Here is a 21,728-nt window from a genome sequence, read left to right on the forward strand (position 1 = left end):
CGTTGACTTTTGCCCGCGAATGGCCTAAGTTGAAGGTGATACGGAATGCCTTTTATGGGCGGACAGAACCATGAAAAGGTTTCAACATAATTACATTGAAGAGGGAGTCCGATGAGAATTCTGGCAATCGACTCATCGACCCCGCAATGCAGCGTTGCCCTCCTTCAAGACCAAAACATCCTTCAGGAATTGACCTCACAAGGGAAACCCGCGTTTTCCAACCGGCTTTTGGAGTTGGTGAACCGCGTGTTGACCGACAACAAAGTTCGTCTTGAGGAGATGGACGGTTTTGCCGTGACCACCGGACCGGGATCGTTCACAGGTCTGCGGGTCGGCATCAGCCTGCTGAAAGGGTTTGTGCTGGCGACGGAAAAACCGTTTCTGGGTGTCGGCACCTTCGATGCCTGGGCCGCCACCGTAGAAACGGAAAAGGAGGCCCTTTGTGCCGTGCTCGACGCCCGTAAAAAGGAAGTGTACGCCGCCCGCTTTTCCCGCGGGCAAAACCAATGGACACGTGACATGGAGGACCGGGTTCTGGCCCCGGAAGCACTGTGTGGATGTATCGAGCGGCCCACCCTGTTCGTCGGCCCCGGTGCGACCGTCTATCAGAATGTATTCCGCGAAAAACTGGGCGACTGTTTTCTCACGGAAGAAACGGCACAGGTCCGAAGCGTCGCCGCCGGTGCGGCCCTGTGGGCGGCAACGCGATTTGAACGCGAGCGCTCTTACGATCTCAATACCTTAAAGATTCAATACATCCGCAAATCCGAGGCCGAACTCAATTACAAAGGTTGACCCACATATAATTTAGAGGAAGGAGACCCACCCATGGACATCGATCCGGAAGTCCTCGAAAAAGCCAAAAGTGAAATCCCGGAATTCGAACGCCTGTTTGATGAACACACCCGTCTGAAACACCAGGTCGAGGAACTCAACAAACGTCCCTACCTGACACCGGAAGAAGAACTGGAAAAGAAAAATTTTCAGAAACAGAAACTGATCTGCAAGGACAAGTTGGAAAGCATGCTGGAGACACTGGAACCGGAAGCCAGTTGAAAAACAGCGACTGTCACCCCTCCTCCGGGAGGGGACGCTTGTCGAGCGTGGACTGAGGGGAGAGTTTGAGGGACCGCGCTCCGGCAGGCGACCGCACCCAGGCTGAGACCAATCTCAACAAAAAGGGCACGGACACCACGCGCCCGGCGGGAAGATAATCGCCGATCACCCCCACCAGCGTCGCCGCCAAAGTCGGGTTCCCGGCGAGCAGGCGCACCACGCTCCGGCAGGGGCCGGGCCGGTAAATCAGCTTCTGTAATATCCGGCTCAGCACAAACTTCTTGTGGAACTCCTGCTTCCTTCGGATGGCATACCGTTCCAGCATCCATCGCGACACATCCCCTCTTTGCAATGCAACATCCAGTGTCGCCGCCGCCAGTTCCGCACTTCGTAATCCGAGATAGATGCCTTCGCCGGTGAACGGATCGATGAACCCCATCGCATCGCCCACCAGCACCAGCCCGCCGCAGGGAAGCGGATCGACCTCGAACGCCAGGGAATCCACCGTGCGCACACCTTCGGCCGGTTCCGCACCCTCAAGCATATCCCGACGCCGGGCGTTGCCCAGTACCACTTTACGGTATAAGGCACCGACATCCTCTCCTTTGACTCGGTCGGAATCGACCACCAGCACCACATTGACCGTACCCTCCCCGACCGGTGCCATGCCGGTGTAACCGGGACGGCTGATGTGCATGTAGCAGTAGTCGGCGGGAAGCCGTGCGTTCGTCCAGTGCGCCGCCAGCGCGACCTTGCCGCGGCGCAGCCTGGGTCCGCGCTTCAATCCCATCCGGCGAATCGACACCGAGTTCCGGCCGCCCGCATCCACCACCACCCGCGCATGCAAAGTGAACGGTTTGTTGTCCGGATCGCGCCCGGTGATACCCGTCACAACCCCGGCGTCGAACACCAGGTCGTCCACCTGGTGCTCCTGCAAAATTGCGATGCCGCGCTCCTGCATTTTCGAAAACAGGATGTGGTCGAACGACAGGCGCGGAAGCGACAGGCTGGTCATCACGCGGCCTTCATGCGGCGGGTAGTCGATGGCAAGCTCCTCCCTTTCGTAGGCGGAGATGGCAACGCCCCGCAGCCGGAGAGGATGGGTCGCCTCGATCGCCGACAGCACGCCGAGTTTTTCGAGGATGGAATCGGCGGCGGGGCTGATGAACTCGCCGCACACCTTGTCGCGGGGGAAACGCGCCCGTTCGACCACGCACACTTCATACCCTTTGTCTTGCAACAGCAGGGCCGTGGCGGCGCCGGCAGGTCCCGCTCCGATCACGATCGCATCATAGGTTTTCGACATCACACTTTCCTTTGACATTCAAGCAGGCTCCGGCGGTTTGGTTTCCACCAGCGCGATGCGGTACGGAAAATGCCGGTGCACTTTGAAGTCGCGCCACCCCGCCTTGCGCGCGAGGTCGGCGATCTCTCCCGGCGTGAACGCGTTCATCACCGACACCGGCGCATCGTATCGTGTCAGCCGGTTGTTTGTGAGCAGGCGCGTGAGGATGTAGATCGACGCCCACGCCACGCGGCTCCGGTGCAGGTCATTGACCACCACGCCCCGCCTCGACAAACGCGTGAACTGCTCGAGCAGGATCACCGCGTTCTCTTCCGAGAAATGATGCAAAGCGAGGTTGTTGATGACCACGTCGAACGCGCCGTCGGGGAATGGCATGTGCTTCGCGTCGCCCTGCACGAAACGGATTTCCGGGTAACGCCGCGTCTCTTCCTGCGCGTAACGCAGCATCTTGGCGTTGACGTCCAGTCCCACCACACGGATGGGACGCTGCATGCGTCTTGCCAGGCGCACCAGCTCGATGGGCTGGTCCGCCGATCCCGTCGCCACGTCGAGCACGGTCAACGGCACGCGTTCGGGCTGGGATTCCAGAAACGGACGCATGTGGTGCAGGAGCACCTTGTACCCGCTGAGGTACCGGTTCACTCGGCGCACGTCGTTCAGACTGTCTTTGACTTCCTCGAACGGGGCCTGGTCGAGGTCCAGGAGTTCATCACGAAGGTTGCGGGGCGGGGCGAACATGCGGGTGATCGAAACCGGCCTACCCGGCTTCGGCTTCCTTGAAGAAAAACCACTTCTCGCCTTTCGCCAGCTTGCGCTTGAACAGGCTGGCCGCGACGGCGCGGGCGATGAAGCGGGTCTGGGGGATGATGATGAGCAGGCCGAAGAAATCCGTCACCGCACCGGGCATCAGTAGCAGGTAACTGCCGAATCGCATCACCGCGCCGTTGATCACTTCCTCGGCGGGCATCTCGCGCGACTTCAGGTTCCACTGCATCTTGTCCCACCACTCCTCGCCGTAACCGCGGCCGATCACCACGCCCAGAAGCAGAGTGAACATGACCCAGGAGATGGTGTTGATGGTGCTGATCAACCCGGCAAGCCAGGACAGCGAAAACACCTCGACGACGGAGGTAAAAAGCAGGATGACGATGGTGACGGGAAAGCTCACGATATAAACTCCGGTGAACGGGATACCAACCCAGCGCGCGGGTCCGGGTTGCGTTTCAATATTTTTTACGGCCAGGGTGCGGCCCAAACTGTGCGCTCATTCTAGTACAAGCCCGGTTAAAAGGCAAAACAACGGCACGGCCGTCTCACGGCGCAGGCCGTCTCACTGCAACGCCGCGAGGAACGCCGCTACGTTTTCCAGTTCGCCGCCGCTCACGAACTGCTCCATGTTCTGCTTGTCCGGATTGTCCGGCGAGTGGAATCCCTTGAACGCGGCTTGAAATTTTGCGCGGTCGGAACTTTTCTGGTAGTCGAACGCGCTCAACAGGCGCACGCCCTTGTTGCCGCCCACCCCTTCCAGCGCGTGGCAGAACAGGCAGTTGTCGGTGAAAAAGGAGAAACCCGACAGCACCGCCTCATCCGCAGGCAGTTTGTTGGCGATCGGCGCGTAGTAGTCGCTGAGCTTCACGAACCGAAGCGCGCGGATGTTTGCCGTCATGAACCGTTCCTGCTTCGGCGCGTCCTGCCCGTCGGGGACGATCACCAGCATCGGTGCCAGCCAGTCCAGCCGCGGGTATTGAGGATCGATCTCCAGCTCCAGGGCCAGGTGCAGGTCGTGCTCGCGGATGAGCTCTGCCGGAAGCAGACCCTGGTAGTCGTCGAAGCAGTCGAGCAGAACCGCGTCGGTGGCCGCGTCGCCGAACCGTTCGATCAACCTCGTCATCGGCACCACCCGGAAGCGCGAGCCGGTGTAATCCATGCCGCGGTCGAAGTAGGCGCTCGGCATCCAGCGCGACTCCATGCCCGCGAGGTCGCTTTTCATCACGCTGCCAGCCGATTCCATCCCTCCCGCCGGGGCGCCTTTTCCACAGGCCAGCCCGAACAGGGGAAGCGCGGTAACGGCCAGTATTAAAAGAATTTGGCGGAAATGACGCATGGGGTTTGCGTATCCCTTCCATTTCAGGAATAATGTGTTAACATTTCAGTTTGCTCCCGGGCCGTCTTCGGCGACTCTGCCGCCACCGCCCGGTTTTTGAGCCATTTACCACACGTTTTGCGACTATATCATGGAATCCTCTCAGATCGATTTTTCACCGACGCCGAATAACAGCCCCTACCGGGCTTACTCCATATCCTGGAACATCACCAAACGGTGCAACCTCAATTGCGAGCACTGCTACCTGGACGCCGACTTCCGCGGCGGTTTCCGCGTGGACGAATTGACCACGCAGGAATGCTACAACGTGATCGACCAGATCGCCGAGGTCAACCCCAACGCGTTCCTGATCCTCACCGGCGGCGAGCCGCTGTTGCGCCCGGACATCTACGACATCACCCGCTACGCCGCCGACCGCAAATTCATGGTGGTGCTCGGCACCAACGGCACCATCATCAACCGCGAGAACGCGCAGAAGATCAAGGACGCGGGCGCGCACGGTGTGGGCATCAGCATCGATTCCATGGACGCGGGCAAGCACGACCAGTTCCGCGGCGTGTCGAAAGCGTGGGAGAAGTCGATGGAGGCGTTCGACATCCTGAACGACGTCGGCGTCGATTTCCTCATCCAGATGTCGGTCTCCGACATGAACTACAAGGAGATCCCGGACGTCATCGCCTTCGCCGAGAAGATCGGCGCGGTGGCCTTCAACCTCTACTTCCTCGTGTGCACCGGACGCGGCCAGGGCAACACCGACATCAGCAACGCCGCCTACGAGGAAGCGCTCAAGATCCTGTACCAGGAACAGATGAAGTACAAAGGGCGGCTCATGATCAATTCCAAGTGCGCGCCGCAGTACAAACGCGTCGTGTACGAGAACGATCCGGAGTCCGTTTACCAGCGCACCTACGCGGGCGGCTGTCCGGCGGGCACGCATTACAGCCGCATCAGCCCGGAGGGCGACCTCACCCCCTGCCCGTTCATCGCGGAATCCGTGGGCAACCTGAAGTCCGACACCTTCCAGAACCTTTGGTACAACGCGCCGCTCATGAACCAGCTTCGCGACCGCAAAGGCCTCGACGGCAAATGCGGTTCGTGCGAGTTTTCGGCGATGTGTTCCGGCTGCCGGGCGCGGGCGTTCGCCGAGACCGGCAACTACATGGCGGAGGACCCGTCCTGCGATTACGAACCGGGCCAGCACGGCGGCAAGGCCATCGAGCTGAAAGTGGAAGACACGCTGGGTCTGGAAGTGGAGTACCGTCAGAAATGGACGCCGGAGGCGAAGCAGAGGCTGGAACGCATTCCCTCTTTCGCGCGCGGCATGGTGGTGCAGGGCATCGAGAAGTTCGCCGCCGAACGCGGCGTGGCGCTGATCGACGAACACGTCGTGAAGAGGTCCCGCGAGGAAATGATCGAAAAACGTGGCGCCATGTTCCCCTTCCTGAAGAAATTTATAAATTCAGAGAAGCAATAATTACAAATACAGGAAATCCATAAATTTTCTAACTAGCCCAACCCTAAATTTTTAAATTCCTTATATCTTGGGCTGTCTTTCATATGCCCGTGATCGTGTTCTTCACTATGGCACTTTATACATAAAGCCTTGAGGTTTCCCTGCCGGCATTGATATACATTTCCATTTTTGTGATGAGTATCTAAAAACTTTCTTTTTCCTTTTTGAGAAAAATCCCTTCCACACCTCTCACATTTCCACTTAATTAATTCTCGATAGTTTCTACTTTGCGTATTCCAATCTTCCGGATATTCATTTAATGGTGCGGAAATATTATTTTGCCGAGGAAGAACTTGCAACGGGCTACATGAATATCGTGTAAAAAAATCATCCAAAGAAAACTTTTGAAATGCGGCTAGTTTGTCATTTCTGAAATTATTAAAATTCAATTTTCTTAGGCAATTTTTGCAAACATCTAGCTTAATCGTTTCCGGTTTATAATCATTGAACCGCTTTCTGATTTCAAAAATTCCGTCGGTCCTTACAGAAACAACATACTTTTCAAATTTTCCTTTTTGCATCATATCATCCAGAGTACTACAGTGGGCGATATGAAATTTTGGAAGCCTGTCGGTTTCTTTAAAGAATGTAATGTCCCGTATATAAACCAATACGCGTTTATTCCTGTAAGCCAGAGTACCGTCGGGGAGGAACCTAATTTCATTAGGATCAACTTCGATCCCAGAACGTCTGAGCTTGGCGTTTTCACTAGGCGTAAGAGGAACCCAAGCAGAGTTGGGCTCAAAGGCTCCCACCTGATCTTCGGCCAGCCCCATTTTCCTTTTTAAATTTAAAATGGGTTGAAATTCTGAAAAGTCCACCAGCTTCATGATGAGAACTTTCTAATTTCTTCGATTACTTTTTCGGCATCGGTCAGGACTCTAAATTCAACCCGTCTTGATTCATCTTTATTCTCTGCCCCATTTTCATTTCTAATTAAATGGGAAGAAGAAAACCCAATCGTAGCAATTTTGGCCCGCAGCCAATCTCGATGGGTCTGAGTCCCATAAGGAATCACATCTAAACCTTGGCTTATGGATAAAATATGCTCAGTGGTCTGAAAAGCTCTCCCCTGGGAAAGAACCAAATTTCTCAAGAACTTTTCATTTGGGTTTTTAATTTCATACCATTCGCTCGAAGTATGACCTTCCACTCTAAGCTCCCTAATATGCCCACTAAGTTTTTCTGTGTGAAGGACCTTTAAAAACCTAGGAAAAAATTCATTAAGAATTTTCTTAAACCTATCTTTTAAATACTTATCTCCCCGGTCAAAAAAACTGGTTTGCGCTAAAAATTGGACCGACAAACTTTCTCGGGAAATTCGCGCATTCCATTCCTTTAACTCATCTTCTGAGAACTCTTTTTTGAGTTCATGATATATAACTTCCCTAACATTTGCGTATTCTTCAGCCAGCCCTTTAGTTTCCAGCATATAAATAATAGCAATCAGCAGGAAGACCATCATGAGCCCAGCCATCACATCACTAACAGAAATCCACTGATCCTCTCCATCGTGGTTTTTCTTTGCCATAGAAATTAAAAAATCGCTCATCGGCCATTACCCTCTGCAATTCGCAAAACAGTATGCAACCTCTCAGCTAAAGGCAAATAATCCGCCGCAAATTTTTCTGAAATGGCGGCCATATTATTTCCCAAACTTTTAAGGGCGTTATTTAATTCTTCAGCTAGAGCTCGATCCAGATTTTGCACCTGCTCCTCACACCTATTAATTACCTGCTCAACATGCTGATTTATTTCATGATTTGATTTGGTTATAGAATCAGAAAACCCTTTAGTAAGTCTAACTACTTCCTCTTCAATTTTTGGGAGTCCATTGACTGCCTTATCAGAAACTTCCGCAAATGCTTTTAAATGTTTTTTTAAATCATTTCGCTGGGCCTCCAACCCCTGCAATAGTTCCCGCATGCTTTCAGAAATCAAATGTAAATTCTCACCATTCTTCATTGTTTGCCTAAAGTGCTCCACAGCCTCGCTCATATTAGTTGTGGTCTGGGTTTGTTGCTGAATCATTTCTTCCATTTGGATTCTGTAGCGTTCCTGCCATTCTAAAATTTTTCCAACTGCTTCATTGAGTTGTTTGAAATTTTCGCCAAACTGCTCATTTATCTTGGCGTTAAAATCCCGCATTACCTCTTCCAAAGCCTGTATTAAAGCTTTGGAATTATTTTCAGCCATATCTTTTAAGAATTTTTCAACCGAATTATTAAGCTTTTGAAGTTCGTCACGAGTATCTGTCCTGAAGTTTTTGACTTGAGTAATTAATGAGGACTCCTCGTTGCCAACCATTGAATGATGGATACCATTTAATTTTTTATAAAGGTCAGCGATTGTTATGCTTTCAGGCAATCTATCTTCTTTTTTGTAATCTTTTCTTTCAGTGTAGTAATGGCTTACTTTTACAAGCAAACCTCCAATTATGCCTGCGATGGAAGAAATAAATGCTGTTTTCATTCCTTCCAGCAATTTTGGAACACTAGCTCGAATTTCGTTTGGGTCAAATTCCATCAAGCCGTTACAAATTCCGATAAAAGTTCCCAATATTCCAAGGCTGATTAAGAAATTTGGAAGCACCGAGCTCTTTAAATCTTTATATTTTCCAGGCATAAATAATGAGACCACCGTCAGACCTAAAATGGCTGTCACAAAAAATTTACCCGTTGCAGTAAGATTCCAAAAAATCGAAATTACGATTGCGAACAAGTTGTCTCCCACCATGACCCCCTCCTAACTTTTGAATTATCGAAATATATATCAGCAGTTCATTTTTTCCTAGGAATAGCTGAATATTCAGGGGTCATAAATTTGGATTACCTAAATTTGGTGGTGTTTTTATTTTTATTCTATTTTTTATTAGGAATGAATTTTCCGCCAACTTCAGCCCTTCCTTCGCTTCTTCCACATTCGGTTTTTGTTTCAACAATTGTTCAAATTTCGTGAGGGCCTGGGTGAGGGGGACGGGGTCGCGGTAGGCGAGCAGGCCGCAAGCCTTGGCCAGTTCGTACCACCACGCCGTGTCGGGCGACTCCATCTGCTTTTTCTGTTTGTAGATGGCGACCACGCGGTGGTACAGCGCGCGGGCTTCCTTCCGCAGGGGGTGGACCTCCCCCGCAGGCTCTTCTTCAAAGGTGGGGTCGGTTCCGGTTTGCGCGCGAAGGGAGGGCACGGCCGGGCCCATCCACAACAGGGCGAGGCCGAGGACGGCGATGGAATGGAGTCGGCGCGGGTGCCAGGTCACAGCCCCCTCCCACGATGAGCTACAGCGTGAAATGGTGCGTCACGCGACCGTCCCGAATTTTAGCACAACCCCGCAAATACGGATTCACCCCAGATGAACACAAATGGACACAGATCGGGCAAAGCGGGAAAAATAAGGAAAATTCATTGGTAACCCCTCCTGTATCCTCCCCTTGAAAAGGGGAGGGTGCATTTAACCCTCGCACTTCACCCTTCCTTCGCCGAGCGAAGGAATTCAAAGAAAAAAATCCCCCCAGCCCCCTTCACAAAGGGGGAGCCCGGGGCTATGCCCCGAAAAGAGGAAAAGTCATTGGTAACCCCGCCCTGCCCGTCACTCCGTGAGTGCCCCTTGAAAAAGGGAGGGATTATTCCCCCTCATCCCAGCCTGTCACTCCGTGAGTGCTCCCGCCGGGGGAAAAGGGACCGAGTTGCGCCCACGGATCATCGTCCGCCCGCAACGTATTAGCCCGTTTGCTCCGGGCCACGCCCGCCGGACTGCGTCCGGAGGCAACGCTTTGTATTTAGAACCTACGGGAAACCATAGTTCTCCCGCCGAACAATAGATATTCAGCTCAACCGTGGATTGCTATTTTTTGGGTCCAGCGCCCCGCTGGTTATTTCTTGCCGTAGAGGTTGCGCATGGAGAAGGACTGGCTGTTGACGTTGGGGTTGTCCTGTTCGGCGAGGGCATTGGCGACTTCGTCGCGGTAGTTCTTCACCTGGCGGTAGAGGGGGTGGGTGATGTCGAGCTTCAGGTTGGCGAGCGCCGCGCTGAATTTTTCGCTCCCCTCCACCGACACCTCGCAGACGATCTCGCCGGACTCGCTGTCGCGGTACACGCCGGAGAGGACGAGCGGCGTCTTCTTGTTGGCTTGCAGGCCCATGGCCCGCATCAGCTCCAGCACCGGTCCGTTGCCGTAGGCCCGAAGGGGCAGGTGCTTCTTGATTTCCGTCAAAAGACTCTGTGCGCTCATAGCTTCTTAAAAATCAATGGGGTGGAAGTGGGGCATCAACGCCCGTTCTGGGAATTTTAGCACAGCTTTCCGGGGGTCATCACCCCGCCCGCATAATATTCTCACAATTTTATGGATACTGGGTGGAAGGGGCCGGGCGGCGTGTTATAATCGTGCAGGTTTCATCACCCAAAAGCTATTGTAAGGAGACGGTTTAAGGACGCTTTCGAGGTGTTGACTTCGCGGCCGGATAGCCTATAATTTCCCTTTTGCTTATTTTTAGGTGACCATCCCCCAGCATGCTGGAAAAATTCAAGATCAGGTCAGAAAATACGCTGGATTTGATAGGCGGCACGCCCCTCGTTAAGCTCAACCGCGTGGTGCCCGCCAACGGCGCGGCCATCTGGGCCAAGGTGGAGTCGAACAATCCCGGCGGCAGTGTGAAGGACCGCATTGCGCTGGCGATGATCGAAGACGCGGAAAAGAAAGGGCTCATCCAGCCCGGCGCGACGATCGTCGAACCCACCAGCGGCAACACGGGCATCGGCCTGTCGCTGGTCGGCGCGTTCAAGGGCTACAACGTCATGCTGGTCATGTCCGAGAACATGAGCACCGAGCGGCGGCTGTTGCTGGAAAGCTTCGGCGCGAAGCTGGAACTCAGCCGTGCCGAGTTCGGCATGCAGGGCACCATCGAGCGCGCGGAGGAACTGGTGGCGGAGCACCCGGATTACTTCATGCCGCAACAGTTCAACAACCCGGCCAACCCGGAGATCCACCGGCAGACCACCGGACCGGAGATCATCTCCGCCATGGAAGGGGATAAAGTGGATGCCTTCGTCGCGGGCATCGGCACCGGCGGCACCATCACCGGCGCCGGCGAAGCGCTGAAAGCGCATTACAGCGACACCAAGGTCATCGGCGTCGAGCCCGCCACCAGCGCGGTGCTGTCCGGAAGGGCGGCGGGTCCGCACAAGATCCAGGGCATCGGCGCGGGATTCAAGCCCAAGGTGCTGAACCTCGACATCGTGGACGACATCCGCCCCATTTCGGACGACGATGCGTTCCATTATGTTCAGCGGCTGGCGAAGGAAGAAGGCCTGCTGACGGGCATCTCCTCCGGCGCGGCGTTGTGCGCGGCGTACCAGGTGGCGGAAGACCTGGGACCGGACAAGAACGTGGTGGTCATTCTCCCCGATACGGGCGAACGCTATTTCAGTTTTTATCAATACTTCTAGTCAAAAGTTCTCTATGGGATACGTCAAAGGTTTACGTTGCAAAGAATGCGGTAAAGGTTACGAAAAACTGCCGGTCCACGTGTGCGAATACTGTTTCGGCCCGTTGGAGGTGGATTACGATTACGAAGGCATCAGCAAGGTCATCAGCCGAAAATCGATTCAGGACGGCCCGCCCTCCATGTGGCGGTACCAGCCGCTGTTGCCGATCGATGGCGACCCGCAGGTCGGCCGCTACACCGGCTTCACCCCGCTGATCGAGGCGAAGAACCTGGCCAGGGCGCTGGGCCTCAAGAAAGTGTACGTGAAGAACGACTCGGTGAACCACCCCACCTTTTCCTTTAAAGACAGGGTGGTGTCCGTGGCGGTGACCAAAGCGAAGGAGTTCGGGTTCGACACCGTGTCCTGCGCTTCCACCGGCAACCTCGCCAACTCGGTTTCCGCGCATGCGGCGGAAGCGGGTATGAAAAGCTGCATCTTCATTCCGGTGGGACTCGAACAGGGCAAGGTTCTGTGCACGCAGGTGTACGGCACCCAGCTCATCTCCGTGCGCGGCAGTTACGACGACGTCAACCGCCTGTGCAGCGAGATTGCCGTGTCGCACCAGTGGGCGTTCGTCAACATCAACATCCGCGCCTACTACGGCGACGGGTCGAAATCCTACGGCTACGAGATCGCCGAACAGCTCGGCTGGCGCACGCCGGACAACGTGGTGGTGCCGGTGGCGGGCAGTTCGCTGATCACCAAGATCTGGAAAGCCTTCCACGAGTTCAAGGACCTGGGCCTCATCGACAAGGTCAACACCAAGGTGTTCGCCGCGCAGGCGACGGGATGCTCGCCGGTATCGACGGCCATCAAAAACGGCTGGGACACGCACAAACCGGTGAAACCCGACACCATCGCCAAGTCCATCGCCATCGGCAATCCGGCCGACGGGTTTTACGGCATCAAGACCGTGCGCGACAGCGGCGGCTGGGGCGAGGACGTGACCGACGAGGAAGTCATCGAAGGCATGAGACTGCTGGCGGAAACCGAAGGGGTGTTCACGGAAACCGCGGGCGGCGTTACCGTGGCGGTCACCAAAAAGCTGGTCGAGCAGGGACGCATCAAGCCCGACGAACTGACCGTGATCTGTGTCACCGGCAACGGGCTCAAAACGCTCGAGGCGCTGGACAACAAGTTCGCAGAGCCGGCGGCCATCGAACCCAACATCCACAGTTTCGAAGAAGTCTATTCCAACGGTATAACGGTATAACAAGGAGAAACGAACCATGGCGGTAAAAGTAAGGATTCCCACCCCCCTCATGAAACTCACCAACAACCAGAGTGAGGTTTCGGCCACCGGGGGAACCATCGCGGAGCTGTTCAACGACCTGGAGTCCCAGTTCGGCGGGATCAAGGAGCGCATCTGCGAGGAGAACGGAACGCCGCGCCGCTTCATCAATATTTACCTGAATGAGGAAGATATCCGGTTCCTGGACGGGGAAAACACCCAGATCAAGGATGGTGACGAGGTGTCGATCATCCCCGCCATCGCCGGAGGCAACTGAACCGTTCGAAAGTTGGAGTCCGGTTCAAATGGCCGGCAACTTTCGGGTTGGAAAGAGCATCAAAGTGGTGAAGGACACCGGCCCCGGCAACCGGGCAGGGTGTCCCGCGGAAAACGTGTTGGAAACCGGGTGTTGCGGAACGAAGGGGGAAACGGGTTGTCCACCACTCTGTACCTGGTGAACGGCCTGTTCAATATGAGTTCTTTGATTCCCAACGGTTTTTTGGCACCTGGTATTTTAACAACCCCGTTTATACAAAAAACCCGGACCGGGTTCCCGGTCCAACCGGGTTTTGATATACAATTAAATTGTTATGTCTAAGCTCAAGCTATCCGAGGAAGTGCTGGCCCCTTCCTGTCCGGTGATCATGGACGAGTCGGTCTTGAAGAAGATCGGCAACACCCCCCTGATCCCCATTCAGAACCTGACGCGGGACTTCCCTGACGTGGAAATCTACGCTAAGGCCGAATGGCGGAACGCCGGCGGTTCCGTGAAATCGCGCCCCGCCCTGCAGATGATTCAGGACGGCGAGGCCTCCGGCAAGCTGACCAAGGGCAAGGTCATCCTCGACTCCACTTCCGGCAACACCGGTATCGCTTACGCCCTCATCGGCAAGATCAAGGGCTACCGCGTGAAGCTGGTCATGCCCGCCAACGTCAGCAAGGAACGCAAGGGCATGATGGCCGACTTCTACGGCGCGGAGATCGTCACCTCCAGCCCGTTCGAAGGCTCCGACGGCGCGATTCTTCTGGCGCGGGAAATTCTCGAACGCGATCCCGACGCCTACTTCATGCCGGACCAGTACAACAACGATTCCAACTGGCGCGCGCATTACCTGCACACGGCCAACGAAATCTGGAAACAGACCGACGGCCGCATCACGCACTTCTGCGCGGGCATCGGCACCGGTGGCACCATCATGGGCAACACCCGCCGCCTGCGCGAACTGAACCCGGAGATCAAATGCCACCCCATCGAACCGGCGGAGGAACTGCACGGCATCGAGGGCCTCAAGCACATGGCCTCGTCCATCGTGCCCGGCATATATAAAGAAGAAGAACTCGACAGCAAGATCAGCGTCGCCACGGAAGAAGCCTACGACATGGTCGAAACGCTGGAAAAAGAGGAGGGCATTCTGGTCGGCCACTCCTCTGCGGGGGCCATGGTGGGGGCGCTCAAACTCGCCGCGCAGATCAAGAAGGGCGTCATCGTCACCGTTTTCCCCGACAGTTGCGACACCAATTACATCAACTTCGGCAAATTCAAGGAACACTCCGAAACCCATTCCACCACCAAGCCGGACAGTTGATCCCCTTTTCCCCGGAATAATCCATGGGCCGATTCACCCGCCACGTATTCATCTGCAACAACCAGCGCAAGGAAGACGACCCGCGCGGCTGTTGCCAGTCACGCGGTGCGATGGATCTCCTCGACCACATCAAGAAACGCGTTCATGACAGCGGCCTGAAAGGCAAGATCCGCATCAACAAGGCCGGGTGCCTGGACGCCTGCCAGTACGGCCCGTCCATGGTGGTCTACCCGGACGACGTCTGGTACTCCCCTCAAACGGTGGAAGACATGGAAGAAATCTTCACCGAGCACCTGCAGAACGGCCGCGTTGTCGAGCGGCTGGTCATCGACTTCTCCCGCAAATAACGATTGGGCTTGTGCCCGTCCCCGGTTGACTTATACTTGGGGCATGGTTTCCAACCTCCTCATCGTCGGCGGAACGGGAACGCTCGGCCGCCCGGTTGCACATAAATTCCTGAAAGAAGGCTGCAACGTCCGCGTCCTCACCCGCAACCTGGAACGGGCGCGCGAGGTGCTGGGGGACGGGTTCGACCTGCGCCAGGGCGACGTGGAAGCCCCGGCAACGCTCGACCGCGTCATGGAAGGTTGCGACGGCGTCCACATCAACCTGCAGGGCGGCAACAACGATCGTCAACTGGAAGCCATTGAGTACCGGGGAACGCTCAACATCCTCAAAGTGGCCGAAAAAGCCGGAGTGAAGCGGCTCTCCACCATTTCCTTCGCGGTGGACCTGGAAAACTACCCGCACATCCCCTATGCAACGATCAAGCGTCGCGTGGAAAACGCAATTGCGGAATGCTCCATCCCGCACACTATCTTCCGTGCCACCCACTTCATGGAATCCCTGCCACTGTACTTTCGCGATCACACGCCGTGCCTCATCGGCGATCAACCGCACCACTACCACTGGGTGGCGGCGGACGACTACGCCCGCATGGTGTTCAACGCGTACCGACTGGAGGAAGCGATTGGGCGGCAGTTCGACATCTTCGGCCCGGAAGCGATGACCATGGAGGAAGCGCTCCTCCGATACTGCACCGCCATGCACGGGAAGCAGGATATCACCCGCATTCCCATCTGGGCGATGAAGATCATGGGTTATCTGCTGTTCGACCGCCGTATCCGCTTCGTCGCGGAGTTGATGGAGTTTCTGGGCCAGGCCGGGGAAAACGGCAACCCCATCGAGGCCAACCGTCTGCTCGGCGCCCCCACCCTTACCCTGGAGCAATGGTGCGAAAAACGAAAGGCGGAACGGCGGGGAGAACCTGTGGAAGGGTGAGTTTCCGCAAGGCCGTTACAGGTCGACCGTTTCCACCTTCACGCGGACAGTTCCCTTACCGTCGAATCCAAGCCGCTTTGCCGCGCCGTGACTGAGGTCGATGATGCGCGAACCCGACCGGGGATTGTGGGCGCTGGGAAAGGGACCGCGGTCGTTGACGCGCACGATGATAGACCGTCCGTTTTCGAGATTGGTCACGCGCACGTTGGTGGGCAGCGGCAGGAACTTGTGCGCGGCGGAGAGGCCGTCGGGATTGAATGCCTCGCCGTTGGCGGTCATGTGGCCGTCGTCCTGGTCGTACGTCTCCTGCCCGTACCAGGACGCGATGCCGACCTCGGTGTACGTCTTCGCCTGCTCGACGCTCATGGGATAATACTTCTTGCCCTTCACCGTGTACGGCGCGTTTTTGACGCGGCCCAGGCGGATGGCCTCTTTCACCGGCAGGCCGTCGATGGTGTCGATCTCGTCATTCATCAGCGGCCAGTCGAGCGGCGCGGTGACAACGTCGAAGGTGAACTCGCCGATCTTGTACGTCGCCTTGCCGGTGTAGTACACCACCTTCACCGCGTTCTTGCCGATGTAATAGACGCCCTTGACCGTCCCCTTCACCACCTGGTAGGTGCCCTCGATGACCGTGCAGGCGGACAACCCCATCAGCACCGCCCCCATCACCCAAAACCGCCCCATGCGCTTCATGCCGCGTCCTCAATAATTCATAACTGATTGAAAATTATAGTTTAATTACCTTAGTCGCGCAACCTCCCGGCGGTCCCTTTCACCCCGCCGCGCCCAAATTGACAATAACGGGACCATCCCTTAACTTGGAATCAGGACAATTAACAGGCATCATCCATGGCCGAAGACAATCAGAAGAAGCTGCTGGATATCATCAAACGGCTGGATCAGCGGGTCGCGGACCTCAACCGGCGCGTGCAGAAGCTGGAAGCGCAACTGGACGATCCGTGGTTCCGACCTGAGGATCTGGGTTCTGAAGAGACCCCTCCCCCTTTCACTTCCTCACAAACCGGAACCCCACCTCCCCCCACGCTGCCCAGGAAGGACGAGGTCTCGCAGGGCGAGTTCTGGCTGAACAAAATCGGCATCGCCCTGCTCCTGATGGGCCTCGCGTTTCTGTTCAAGTATTCACTCGACCAGGACTGGATGACGCCGCCGGTGCGCATTCTGATGGGGGCCGTTCTGGGAGCCGTTCTGCTGGCGCTCGGAGTCAAATTGCACAACGACCGAAAAATCCTGAGTCCCGTTTTGCAGGGCGGCGGGCTGGCGACGTTTTACATGACGGTGTTCGCCGCGTTTCAACTGTATGCGTTGATCCCGCACCTGTACGCGTTTTCCGTCATGGTGGGCATCACCCTGTTCGCCTTCACTCTGGCGGTCAGGCAGTATGAATTCGCACTGGCACTGGTTGCGGTGACGGGGGGGTTGAGCACGCCGTTCCTTCTGCACCAAGAGGCAGGCAGCCTGCCAGGCCTCGTGCTCTACACCTGCGTCGTGCTTGCCGGGTCGATGGCGGTTTATTATTTCCGGCCGTGGCGGTCGCTCCTCTGGTACAGCTGGGCCGGAGGATGGGTGGTGCTCGGTATTGCGGAGGGAGAACTTCCGGCCTTCAAGGTGGAACGCGGTTTCCAGTTCTGGAGTGTGGAAGGCGGCGTGCTGTTCGCCTTCGCGTTGTTCTGGATCGTCCCGCTACTCACCAAACAACGGCAGTGGTATCCGTCCACCACCGAAAAACCCGCCGCGCCCAAAACCGTGTTCGAAAACACGTTCGCCGAACACAATGCACCGGTCACCGCGCTCATGGTGTTTTCCGGTATCCTGGCCTGGCTTGTGTCGTACCTGATCTGGGATCTGCCGGATGAAAGGTGGGGACAGATTCTTCTGGCTTTTTGTCTGCCGTTTTTCGGCGTCGCGTTTGCTTTGTGGCGGCGGGGACCCCCGTTGGAGCCGGTGGCCCTGCACGCTACGATGGGGGTGTTTCTACTCACGCTCGCCCTGTGGCACCTGTTCGACAACAACCTTCTCTTCTTCGCATTCGGTGTGGAGGCCACTGCCTTGCACTGGTTCGGCAAACGCACACGCGAACACGTGGTGACTTACACCGGCACGGTATTTCTGATGCTCCTCACCGTCTGGCTGTGCACCCGTATTCTGGGCCGGGCTCCGGAGACGGCCGTCCTGAACTGGCGCGCCGGGGCGGACCTCACTTTCCTCCTTCTCGCGGCGTACTGGTCCACCCTCTTGCCCAAGAAAGAAGAATCGCAGGCCTACCTGCTGGTGGCCTACGTGGGCTGGATCGGCTGGTTATGGCGGGAGTTGAATGTCCTGCCGCACGGAAGCGCCTGGGTGTCGATCGGCTGGGGCTTGACCGGCGCGATTTTATTGCTCACCGGGGTGCGCACGAAACAGATCAACGCTTTCCGCGTGGGACTGGGCACGCTGGTGCTGGTGGCGGTGAAGCTCACCCTGTTCGACCTGTCCCACCTTTCCGCTTTGTGGCGCATCCTGATTTTCATGGGATTCGGCGCGGCGTTTCTGTGGATCAGTTACTGGATGAAATCGCCGTGGAGCCGGCCCCCTTCCGGCAAAGCGGCGTGACCGCAATTTGGCGACGCGCACCCCAATCCCCTCACGCGCTTTTGGTCAGGTCGGATTGCAGTTTAAGCAGGTTGTAGTAGGTGCCCTTCTGCTGGATCAATTCCCGCCGCGTGCCGAACTCGACGACCCTTCCATGACGCAGCACCAGCACCTTGTCCACGTGCTGCAACGTGGACAGACGGTGTGCGATGACGATCGAGGTCCGTCCATGGATGAGCTTCCGGATGGCGTCCTGGATTTTCTTTTCAGTCTCGGTATCGACGTTGGAGGTGGCCTCGTCCAAAATCAAAATGCGCGGATTGAACGCCAGCGCCCGCGCAAACGACAGCAGTTGCTTCTGCCCCAGCGACAGACTGTTGCCGCCCTCCATCAGTGCCTGCTCGTACTTGTGCGGCAGGTTGTCGATGAAGTGGTGCGAGTGCACGGCGTGGGCGATGGATTCAATTTCCTCAACACCCAGCTCGGTGTTGCCCAGGCGGATGTTGTCCATCACGTTCCGGGCGAACAGGAACACGTCCTGTTGCACCAGTGCCATCTGGCTGCGAAGTGCGTACTTGTCCACTTCGGTGAGCGGCGTGCCATCGACCTTGATAGCCCCTTTCTGAATGTCATAAAAACGGTAGAGTGTGTTGACGATGGTGGTCTTGCCGGACCCGGTCGCCCCGACGATAGCGAGGCTCTCCCCCGGCTCCAGGGAAAACGACACGTCCTGCAATACGTAGTCCTCCTTTTTGTACGCGAACCACACGTTCTCGAACTCCACCCGGCCCTCTATTTTTTTTAGAGGTTTCGGTTGCGCGGGATTGGGCAGGTCTTCTTCGGTATCGAGCAACTCGAAAATACGCTCGGAGGACGCCATCGCCGTCTGGATGATGTTGAATTTTTCAGCGAGGTCGCGAATCGGCTCGAAAAATTTGTGCAGGTACTGAAGGAACGCCACCAGCACGCCGAGTTCCACCTCGTTCTGCACGAAGCGGCCGCCGCCGTACCAGATGACGAGGCCCATGCCAATGGCGCTGAACACGTCGATCGACGGCAGGTACACAGAATTGTAAAACAGCGACCGCAGGTCTTCCCTCAGCTTCGACCCGCTGACATCGGTGAATTGCTTTCTGCGATTTTCTTCCTGGTTGAACATCTGCACCGTGTTCATTCCCGAAAGATTTTCTTCCAGAAGCGTATTGAGGGTCGTCTGGTGCGCGCGGTTCTTGCGAAGCGCGTCACGGGCGCGGGTCCGGTAGGCGTTGGTCGCCAGGTACAGGAACGGAAACACCACGCACACCACCAGCATCAGCCGCCAGTCGAGGTACGCCAGCATGAAGAAGATGCCGACCAGCGTGAACAGGTCGCTGAACACGAGGATGAGGCCGGATGTCAGCATTTCATTCAGCACTTCAATGTCGTTCACGGTACGGGTGATCATTTTGCCGATGGGATTGCGGTCGAAAAAGCGGAACGACATTTTGTGGAGGTGACCGAACACCTGCGTGCGCAGGTCATACATCACCTGCTGTCCGATGAACTGGATGGTGTAGTACTGGAAAAACTGGCAGACGAACGCGGCAAGGAGGACCACCAGGTAGATGAGCGCGATCTGGTCGAGGCCGGAATAATCGCCGACCCTGATGTGTTCGTCGATGGCGATCTTGGTGAGGTAGGGTCCGGCCAGGTTGAGAAGCGATACGGAAAGCAGTAGGCCCACCGACACCAAGACCAGCATGCGGTAGGGGCGCAGGTAGCCCAGAATCCGCGTGAACAGCGGCCAGTCGTAATAGCGGTCGTCGAGACTCTCTTCCCATTCGTTCATTTCAGAAGGATCTCCATTTCGCGCGCCAGCGCCTGGTTGCTGTAAATGCGGCGGTACACACCGTCCTGTTTCTGCATCAACTGGGCGTGCACACCTTCTTCAAGAATCTTCCCTTCGCCCAGCACCACCACGCGGTCCACCTGCCGTGCGAGAGACAGGCGGTGCGTGACGATCAACGTCGTCGTACCCTCAATAACCGAACGAATGTTATTAAGAATGATGGATTCAGTTTCCACATCGAGGCTGGAGAAGGCGTCATCTAGAATCAGGATGCGCGGCTTGCGGATCAGTGCCCTCGCAAGCGCGATGCGTTGTTTCTGCCCGCCGGAAACCGACACGCCCCGTTCGCCCACCACGGTGTCGAGTCCCTGGGGAAACCGTTCGAGGTCCGGGGTCAGGTGGACGCAATGCACCATGGCTTCGATTTCCTCTTCCGACGCCTCCGGCCGGGCCAGCGCGATGTTGTTACGGATGGTGGTGGAAAACAGAAACGGTTCCTGCTCGACGTAACCGATTTGGCGGCGCAGAACGGATGCAGGGATTTCGGAGAGTGGTTTGCCGTCCAGAAAAATACTTCCCTGCGGCGCGTCGAAGACCCTCGGGAGCAGTTGCATGAAGGTCGATTTCCCGGCACCGATCATTCCGATGAACGCAACGCTGGTGCCCGCCTCGATTTTCAGGTCGATGCCGTCCAGGGCCTTTGCCTCGCTGTCCGGATACGAGAACGCCAGACGACGCACCTCAATACTGCCGCGAATGTCGAACAGTCCCTCTTCCTTTTCCGACTGCACGAGAGCCGAGCGCGAATCGAGAATGTGCTGGATGCGGCGCATGGCGGTGACGCCCTTCTGCCACAGGTTGATGACGTAGCCGATGGCCATCATCGGCCACGAAAGCATCATGAGATAGCCGTTGAACGCAACGAAGGACCCCAGGGTGAGGGTGCCGTCGATCACCTCCTTGCCGCCGATCCACAGCGTGATCATCGCCGCGACGCCGATAACGAACACCAGGGACGGCGTGAACAGACCGAACATTTTGGCCAGGCTCATGTTCTTGTCGATGTGGTCCCGGTTCAGACGGTCGAACCGGTTGATCTCGTTCTGTTCCTGCACGAACGCGTGGAGCACGCGGATGCCCGCCAGGTTCTCCTGCACCATGCTGGTGATGCGCGACAGGTTTTCCTGGATGCTCTGGTGGCGGATGCTGATGGCGCGGATGAACGTGAAAAACAAAATCGAGATGAGAGGCAGGGGCAGTAGCGCGTAAAGCGTGAGTTTCGGGTTGATGTAGATCATGAGCGCGAGGCAACCGATGATGACCACCACCGCGTCCAGCACCACCAGCAGGCCAAGGCCGAGGAAGTCCTTCACCGCGCGCAGGTCATTGGTGGCACGGGACATGAGGTCGCCCACTTCATGTTTCTGGAAGAACGTGCGGTCGAGGGTGAGGAAGTGCGCGAACAGGTGGTTGAGGATGTCGATTTCCATCTTGCGCGAGGGACCGAACAGGTAGCGCCGCCAGCCGTAACGCGCCACCGCCTGCACCGCCGCCGCGAGGAGCAACCATCCGGCGTACCCGATGAGCTGGCTCTGCGCCGGGTCGTTCGGCAGGAGGTCGATCACCTGCTTGAGGAGCCATGGGATCACCATCCCGACCAGGTCCGTCACCAACAGTGCGAAAATGCCGATCAGCATTTCCCGCTTGTATGGCTTCATGTATTGAATGAATGTGCGGACGTGTTCCATA

At 56.5% G+C, this 21,728-nt stretch carries 22 protein-coding genes; 10 read left to right on the forward strand and 12 right to left on the reverse strand.

Features of this window, described 5'->3' with window-relative positions; all coding sequences use genetic code 11:
- The first annotated feature begins 111 nt into the window (after window positions 1-111).
- Window positions 112-795 carry a tRNA (adenosine(37)-N6)-threonylcarbamoyltransferase complex dimerization subunit type 1 TsaB gene (tsaB, locus tag ACTRW9_RS13130; protein WP_442429691.1) on the forward strand — a complete coding sequence of 228 codons (684 nt, stop codon included), beginning with the start codon at window positions 112-114 and terminating at the stop codon, window positions 793-795.
- Between the two features lie 33 nt (window positions 796-828).
- Entirely contained in the window at window positions 829-1,056 is a 228-nt protein-coding gene (locus tag ACTRW9_RS13135; protein WP_442427721.1) for a YdcH family protein, read from the forward strand.
- Window positions 1,057-1,069: 13 nt separating this feature from the next.
- Here ACTRW9_RS13135 and ACTRW9_RS13140 read toward each other — a convergent pair whose 3' ends face one another.
- The 4 genes from ACTRW9_RS13140 to ACTRW9_RS13155 all read right to left on the reverse strand — a co-directional run bounded on the left by ACTRW9_RS13140 (window position 1,070) and on the right by ACTRW9_RS13155 (window position 4,466).
- Window positions 1,070-2,380: an NAD(P)/FAD-dependent oxidoreductase gene (locus ACTRW9_RS13140; RefSeq protein ID WP_442429692.1), complete on the reverse strand. Its 1,311-nt coding sequence runs from the start codon at window positions 2,378-2,380 to the stop codon at window positions 1,070-1,072.
- The gene (locus ACTRW9_RS13145; protein WP_442429693.1) at window positions 2,381-3,100 is read right to left on the reverse strand and encodes a methyltransferase domain-containing protein; all 720 of its coding nucleotides are present in this window, start codon (window positions 3,098-3,100) and stop codon (window positions 2,381-2,383) included.
- Between the two features lie 19 nt (window positions 3,101-3,119).
- The gene (locus ACTRW9_RS13150; RefSeq protein WP_442429694.1) at window positions 3,120-3,530 is read right to left on the reverse strand and encodes an FxsA family protein; all 411 of its coding nucleotides are present in this window, start codon (window positions 3,528-3,530) and stop codon (window positions 3,120-3,122) included.
- Window positions 3,531-3,692: 162 nt separating this feature from the next.
- Window positions 3,693-4,466, reverse strand: a complete 774-nt coding sequence (locus tag ACTRW9_RS13155) for a hypothetical protein (protein WP_442429695.1) — start codon at window positions 4,464-4,466, stop codon at window positions 3,693-3,695.
- A 130-nt stretch (window positions 4,467-4,596) separates the two neighbouring features.
- Here ACTRW9_RS13155 and ACTRW9_RS13160 point away from each other — a divergent pair, with 130 nt between their 5' ends.
- Entirely contained in the window at window positions 4,597-5,940 is a 1,344-nt protein-coding gene (locus tag ACTRW9_RS13160) for a radical SAM protein (protein ID WP_442429696.1), read from the forward strand.
- Window positions 5,941-5,972: 32 nt separating this feature from the next.
- On the opposite strand, the gene ACTRW9_RS13165 is transcribed toward ACTRW9_RS13160, so the two are convergent.
- The 5 genes from ACTRW9_RS13165 to ACTRW9_RS13185 form a co-directional block, all read right to left on the reverse strand.
- A complete protein-coding gene (locus ACTRW9_RS13165; RefSeq protein WP_442429697.1) occupies window positions 5,973-6,809 on the reverse strand; it encodes a hypothetical protein in 837 nt (278 codons plus the stop codon).
- Window positions 6,806-7,531, reverse strand: a complete 726-nt coding sequence (locus tag ACTRW9_RS13170; RefSeq protein WP_442429698.1) for an OmpA/MotB family protein — start codon at window positions 7,529-7,531, stop codon at window positions 6,806-6,808. Before ACTRW9_RS13170 ends, ACTRW9_RS13165 begins: the two co-directional genes overlap by 4 nt.
- On the reverse strand, window positions 7,528-8,715 hold the full coding sequence (locus tag ACTRW9_RS13175; RefSeq protein ID WP_442429699.1) for a hypothetical protein: 1,188 nt from the start codon (window positions 8,713-8,715) through the stop codon (window positions 7,528-7,530). Before ACTRW9_RS13175 ends, ACTRW9_RS13170 begins: the two co-directional genes overlap by 4 nt.
- 79 nt (window positions 8,716-8,794) lie before the next feature.
- Complete coding sequence (locus tag ACTRW9_RS13180) at window positions 8,795-9,235, reverse strand: hypothetical protein (RefSeq protein ID WP_442429700.1); 441 nt, start codon at window positions 9,233-9,235, stop codon at window positions 8,795-8,797.
- A 613-nt stretch (window positions 9,236-9,848) separates the two neighbouring features.
- Complete coding sequence (locus ACTRW9_RS13185) at window positions 9,849-10,208, reverse strand: hypothetical protein (RefSeq protein ID WP_442427730.1); 360 nt, start codon at window positions 10,206-10,208, stop codon at window positions 9,849-9,851.
- A gap of 278 nt (window positions 10,209-10,486) precedes the next feature.
- Here ACTRW9_RS13185 and cysK point away from each other — a divergent pair, with 278 nt between their 5' ends.
- The 6 genes from cysK (at window position 10,487) to ACTRW9_RS13215 (ending at window position 15,559) form a co-directional block, all read left to right on the forward strand.
- Window positions 10,487-11,422, forward strand: a complete 936-nt coding sequence (gene cysK, locus ACTRW9_RS13190) for a cysteine synthase A (RefSeq protein ID WP_442429701.1) — start codon at window positions 10,487-10,489, stop codon at window positions 11,420-11,422.
- 13 nt (window positions 11,423-11,435) lie between these two features.
- The gene (thrC, locus tag ACTRW9_RS13195; RefSeq protein ID WP_442429702.1) at window positions 11,436-12,674 is read left to right on the forward strand and encodes a threonine synthase; all 1,239 of its coding nucleotides are present in this window, start codon (window positions 11,436-11,438) and stop codon (window positions 12,672-12,674) included.
- Window positions 12,675-12,690: 16 nt separating this feature from the next.
- On the forward strand, window positions 12,691-12,969 hold the full coding sequence (locus ACTRW9_RS13200; RefSeq protein ID WP_442427733.1) for a MoaD/ThiS family protein: 279 nt from the start codon (window positions 12,691-12,693) through the stop codon (window positions 12,967-12,969).
- A gap of 313 nt (window positions 12,970-13,282) precedes the next feature.
- Window positions 13,283-14,278 (forward strand): PLP-dependent cysteine synthase family protein, encoded by a 996-nt coding sequence (locus ACTRW9_RS13205; protein ID WP_442429703.1) that lies wholly within the window; start codon window positions 13,283-13,285, stop codon window positions 14,276-14,278.
- 23 nt (window positions 14,279-14,301) lie between these two features.
- Complete coding sequence (locus ACTRW9_RS13210) at window positions 14,302-14,625, forward strand: (2Fe-2S) ferredoxin domain-containing protein (protein ID WP_005009439.1); 324 nt, start codon at window positions 14,302-14,304, stop codon at window positions 14,623-14,625.
- A gap of 43 nt (window positions 14,626-14,668) precedes the next feature.
- Window positions 14,669-15,559 (forward strand): SDR family oxidoreductase, encoded by an 891-nt coding sequence (locus ACTRW9_RS13215; protein ID WP_442429704.1) that lies wholly within the window; start codon window positions 14,669-14,671, stop codon window positions 15,557-15,559.
- Window positions 15,560-15,574: 15 nt separating this feature from the next.
- Here the strand turns inward: ACTRW9_RS13215 and ACTRW9_RS13220 are convergent, their stop codons facing one another.
- A complete protein-coding gene (locus ACTRW9_RS13220; RefSeq protein WP_442427736.1) occupies window positions 15,575-16,255 on the reverse strand; it encodes a septal ring lytic transglycosylase RlpA family protein in 681 nt (226 codons plus the stop codon).
- A gap of 156 nt (window positions 16,256-16,411) precedes the next feature.
- Between ACTRW9_RS13220 and ACTRW9_RS13225 the strand changes: the two genes are divergently transcribed.
- Window positions 16,412-18,172 (forward strand): DUF2339 domain-containing protein, encoded by a 1,761-nt coding sequence (locus ACTRW9_RS13225; protein WP_442429705.1) that lies wholly within the window; start codon window positions 16,412-16,414, stop codon window positions 18,170-18,172.
- Window positions 18,173-18,203: 31 nt separating this feature from the next.
- Here ACTRW9_RS13225 and ACTRW9_RS13230 read toward each other — a convergent pair whose 3' ends face one another.
- The gene (locus tag ACTRW9_RS13230; protein WP_442429706.1) at window positions 18,204-19,979 is read right to left on the reverse strand and encodes an ABC transporter ATP-binding protein; all 1,776 of its coding nucleotides are present in this window, start codon (window positions 19,977-19,979) and stop codon (window positions 18,204-18,206) included.
- A complete protein-coding gene (locus ACTRW9_RS13235) occupies window positions 19,976-21,727 on the reverse strand; it encodes an ABC transporter ATP-binding protein (protein ID WP_442429707.1) in 1,752 nt (583 codons plus the stop codon). The genes ACTRW9_RS13230 and ACTRW9_RS13235 overlap by 4 nt, the downstream gene beginning before the upstream one ends.
- Window position 21,728: the final 1 nt, after the last annotated feature.

Origin of the sequence: Nitrospina sp. 32_T5, from assembly GCF_052156635.1 — a bacterium.
In the GTDB taxonomy this organism is placed as follows: Bacteria; Nitrospinota; Nitrospinia; order Nitrospinales; family Nitrospinaceae; genus Nitrospina.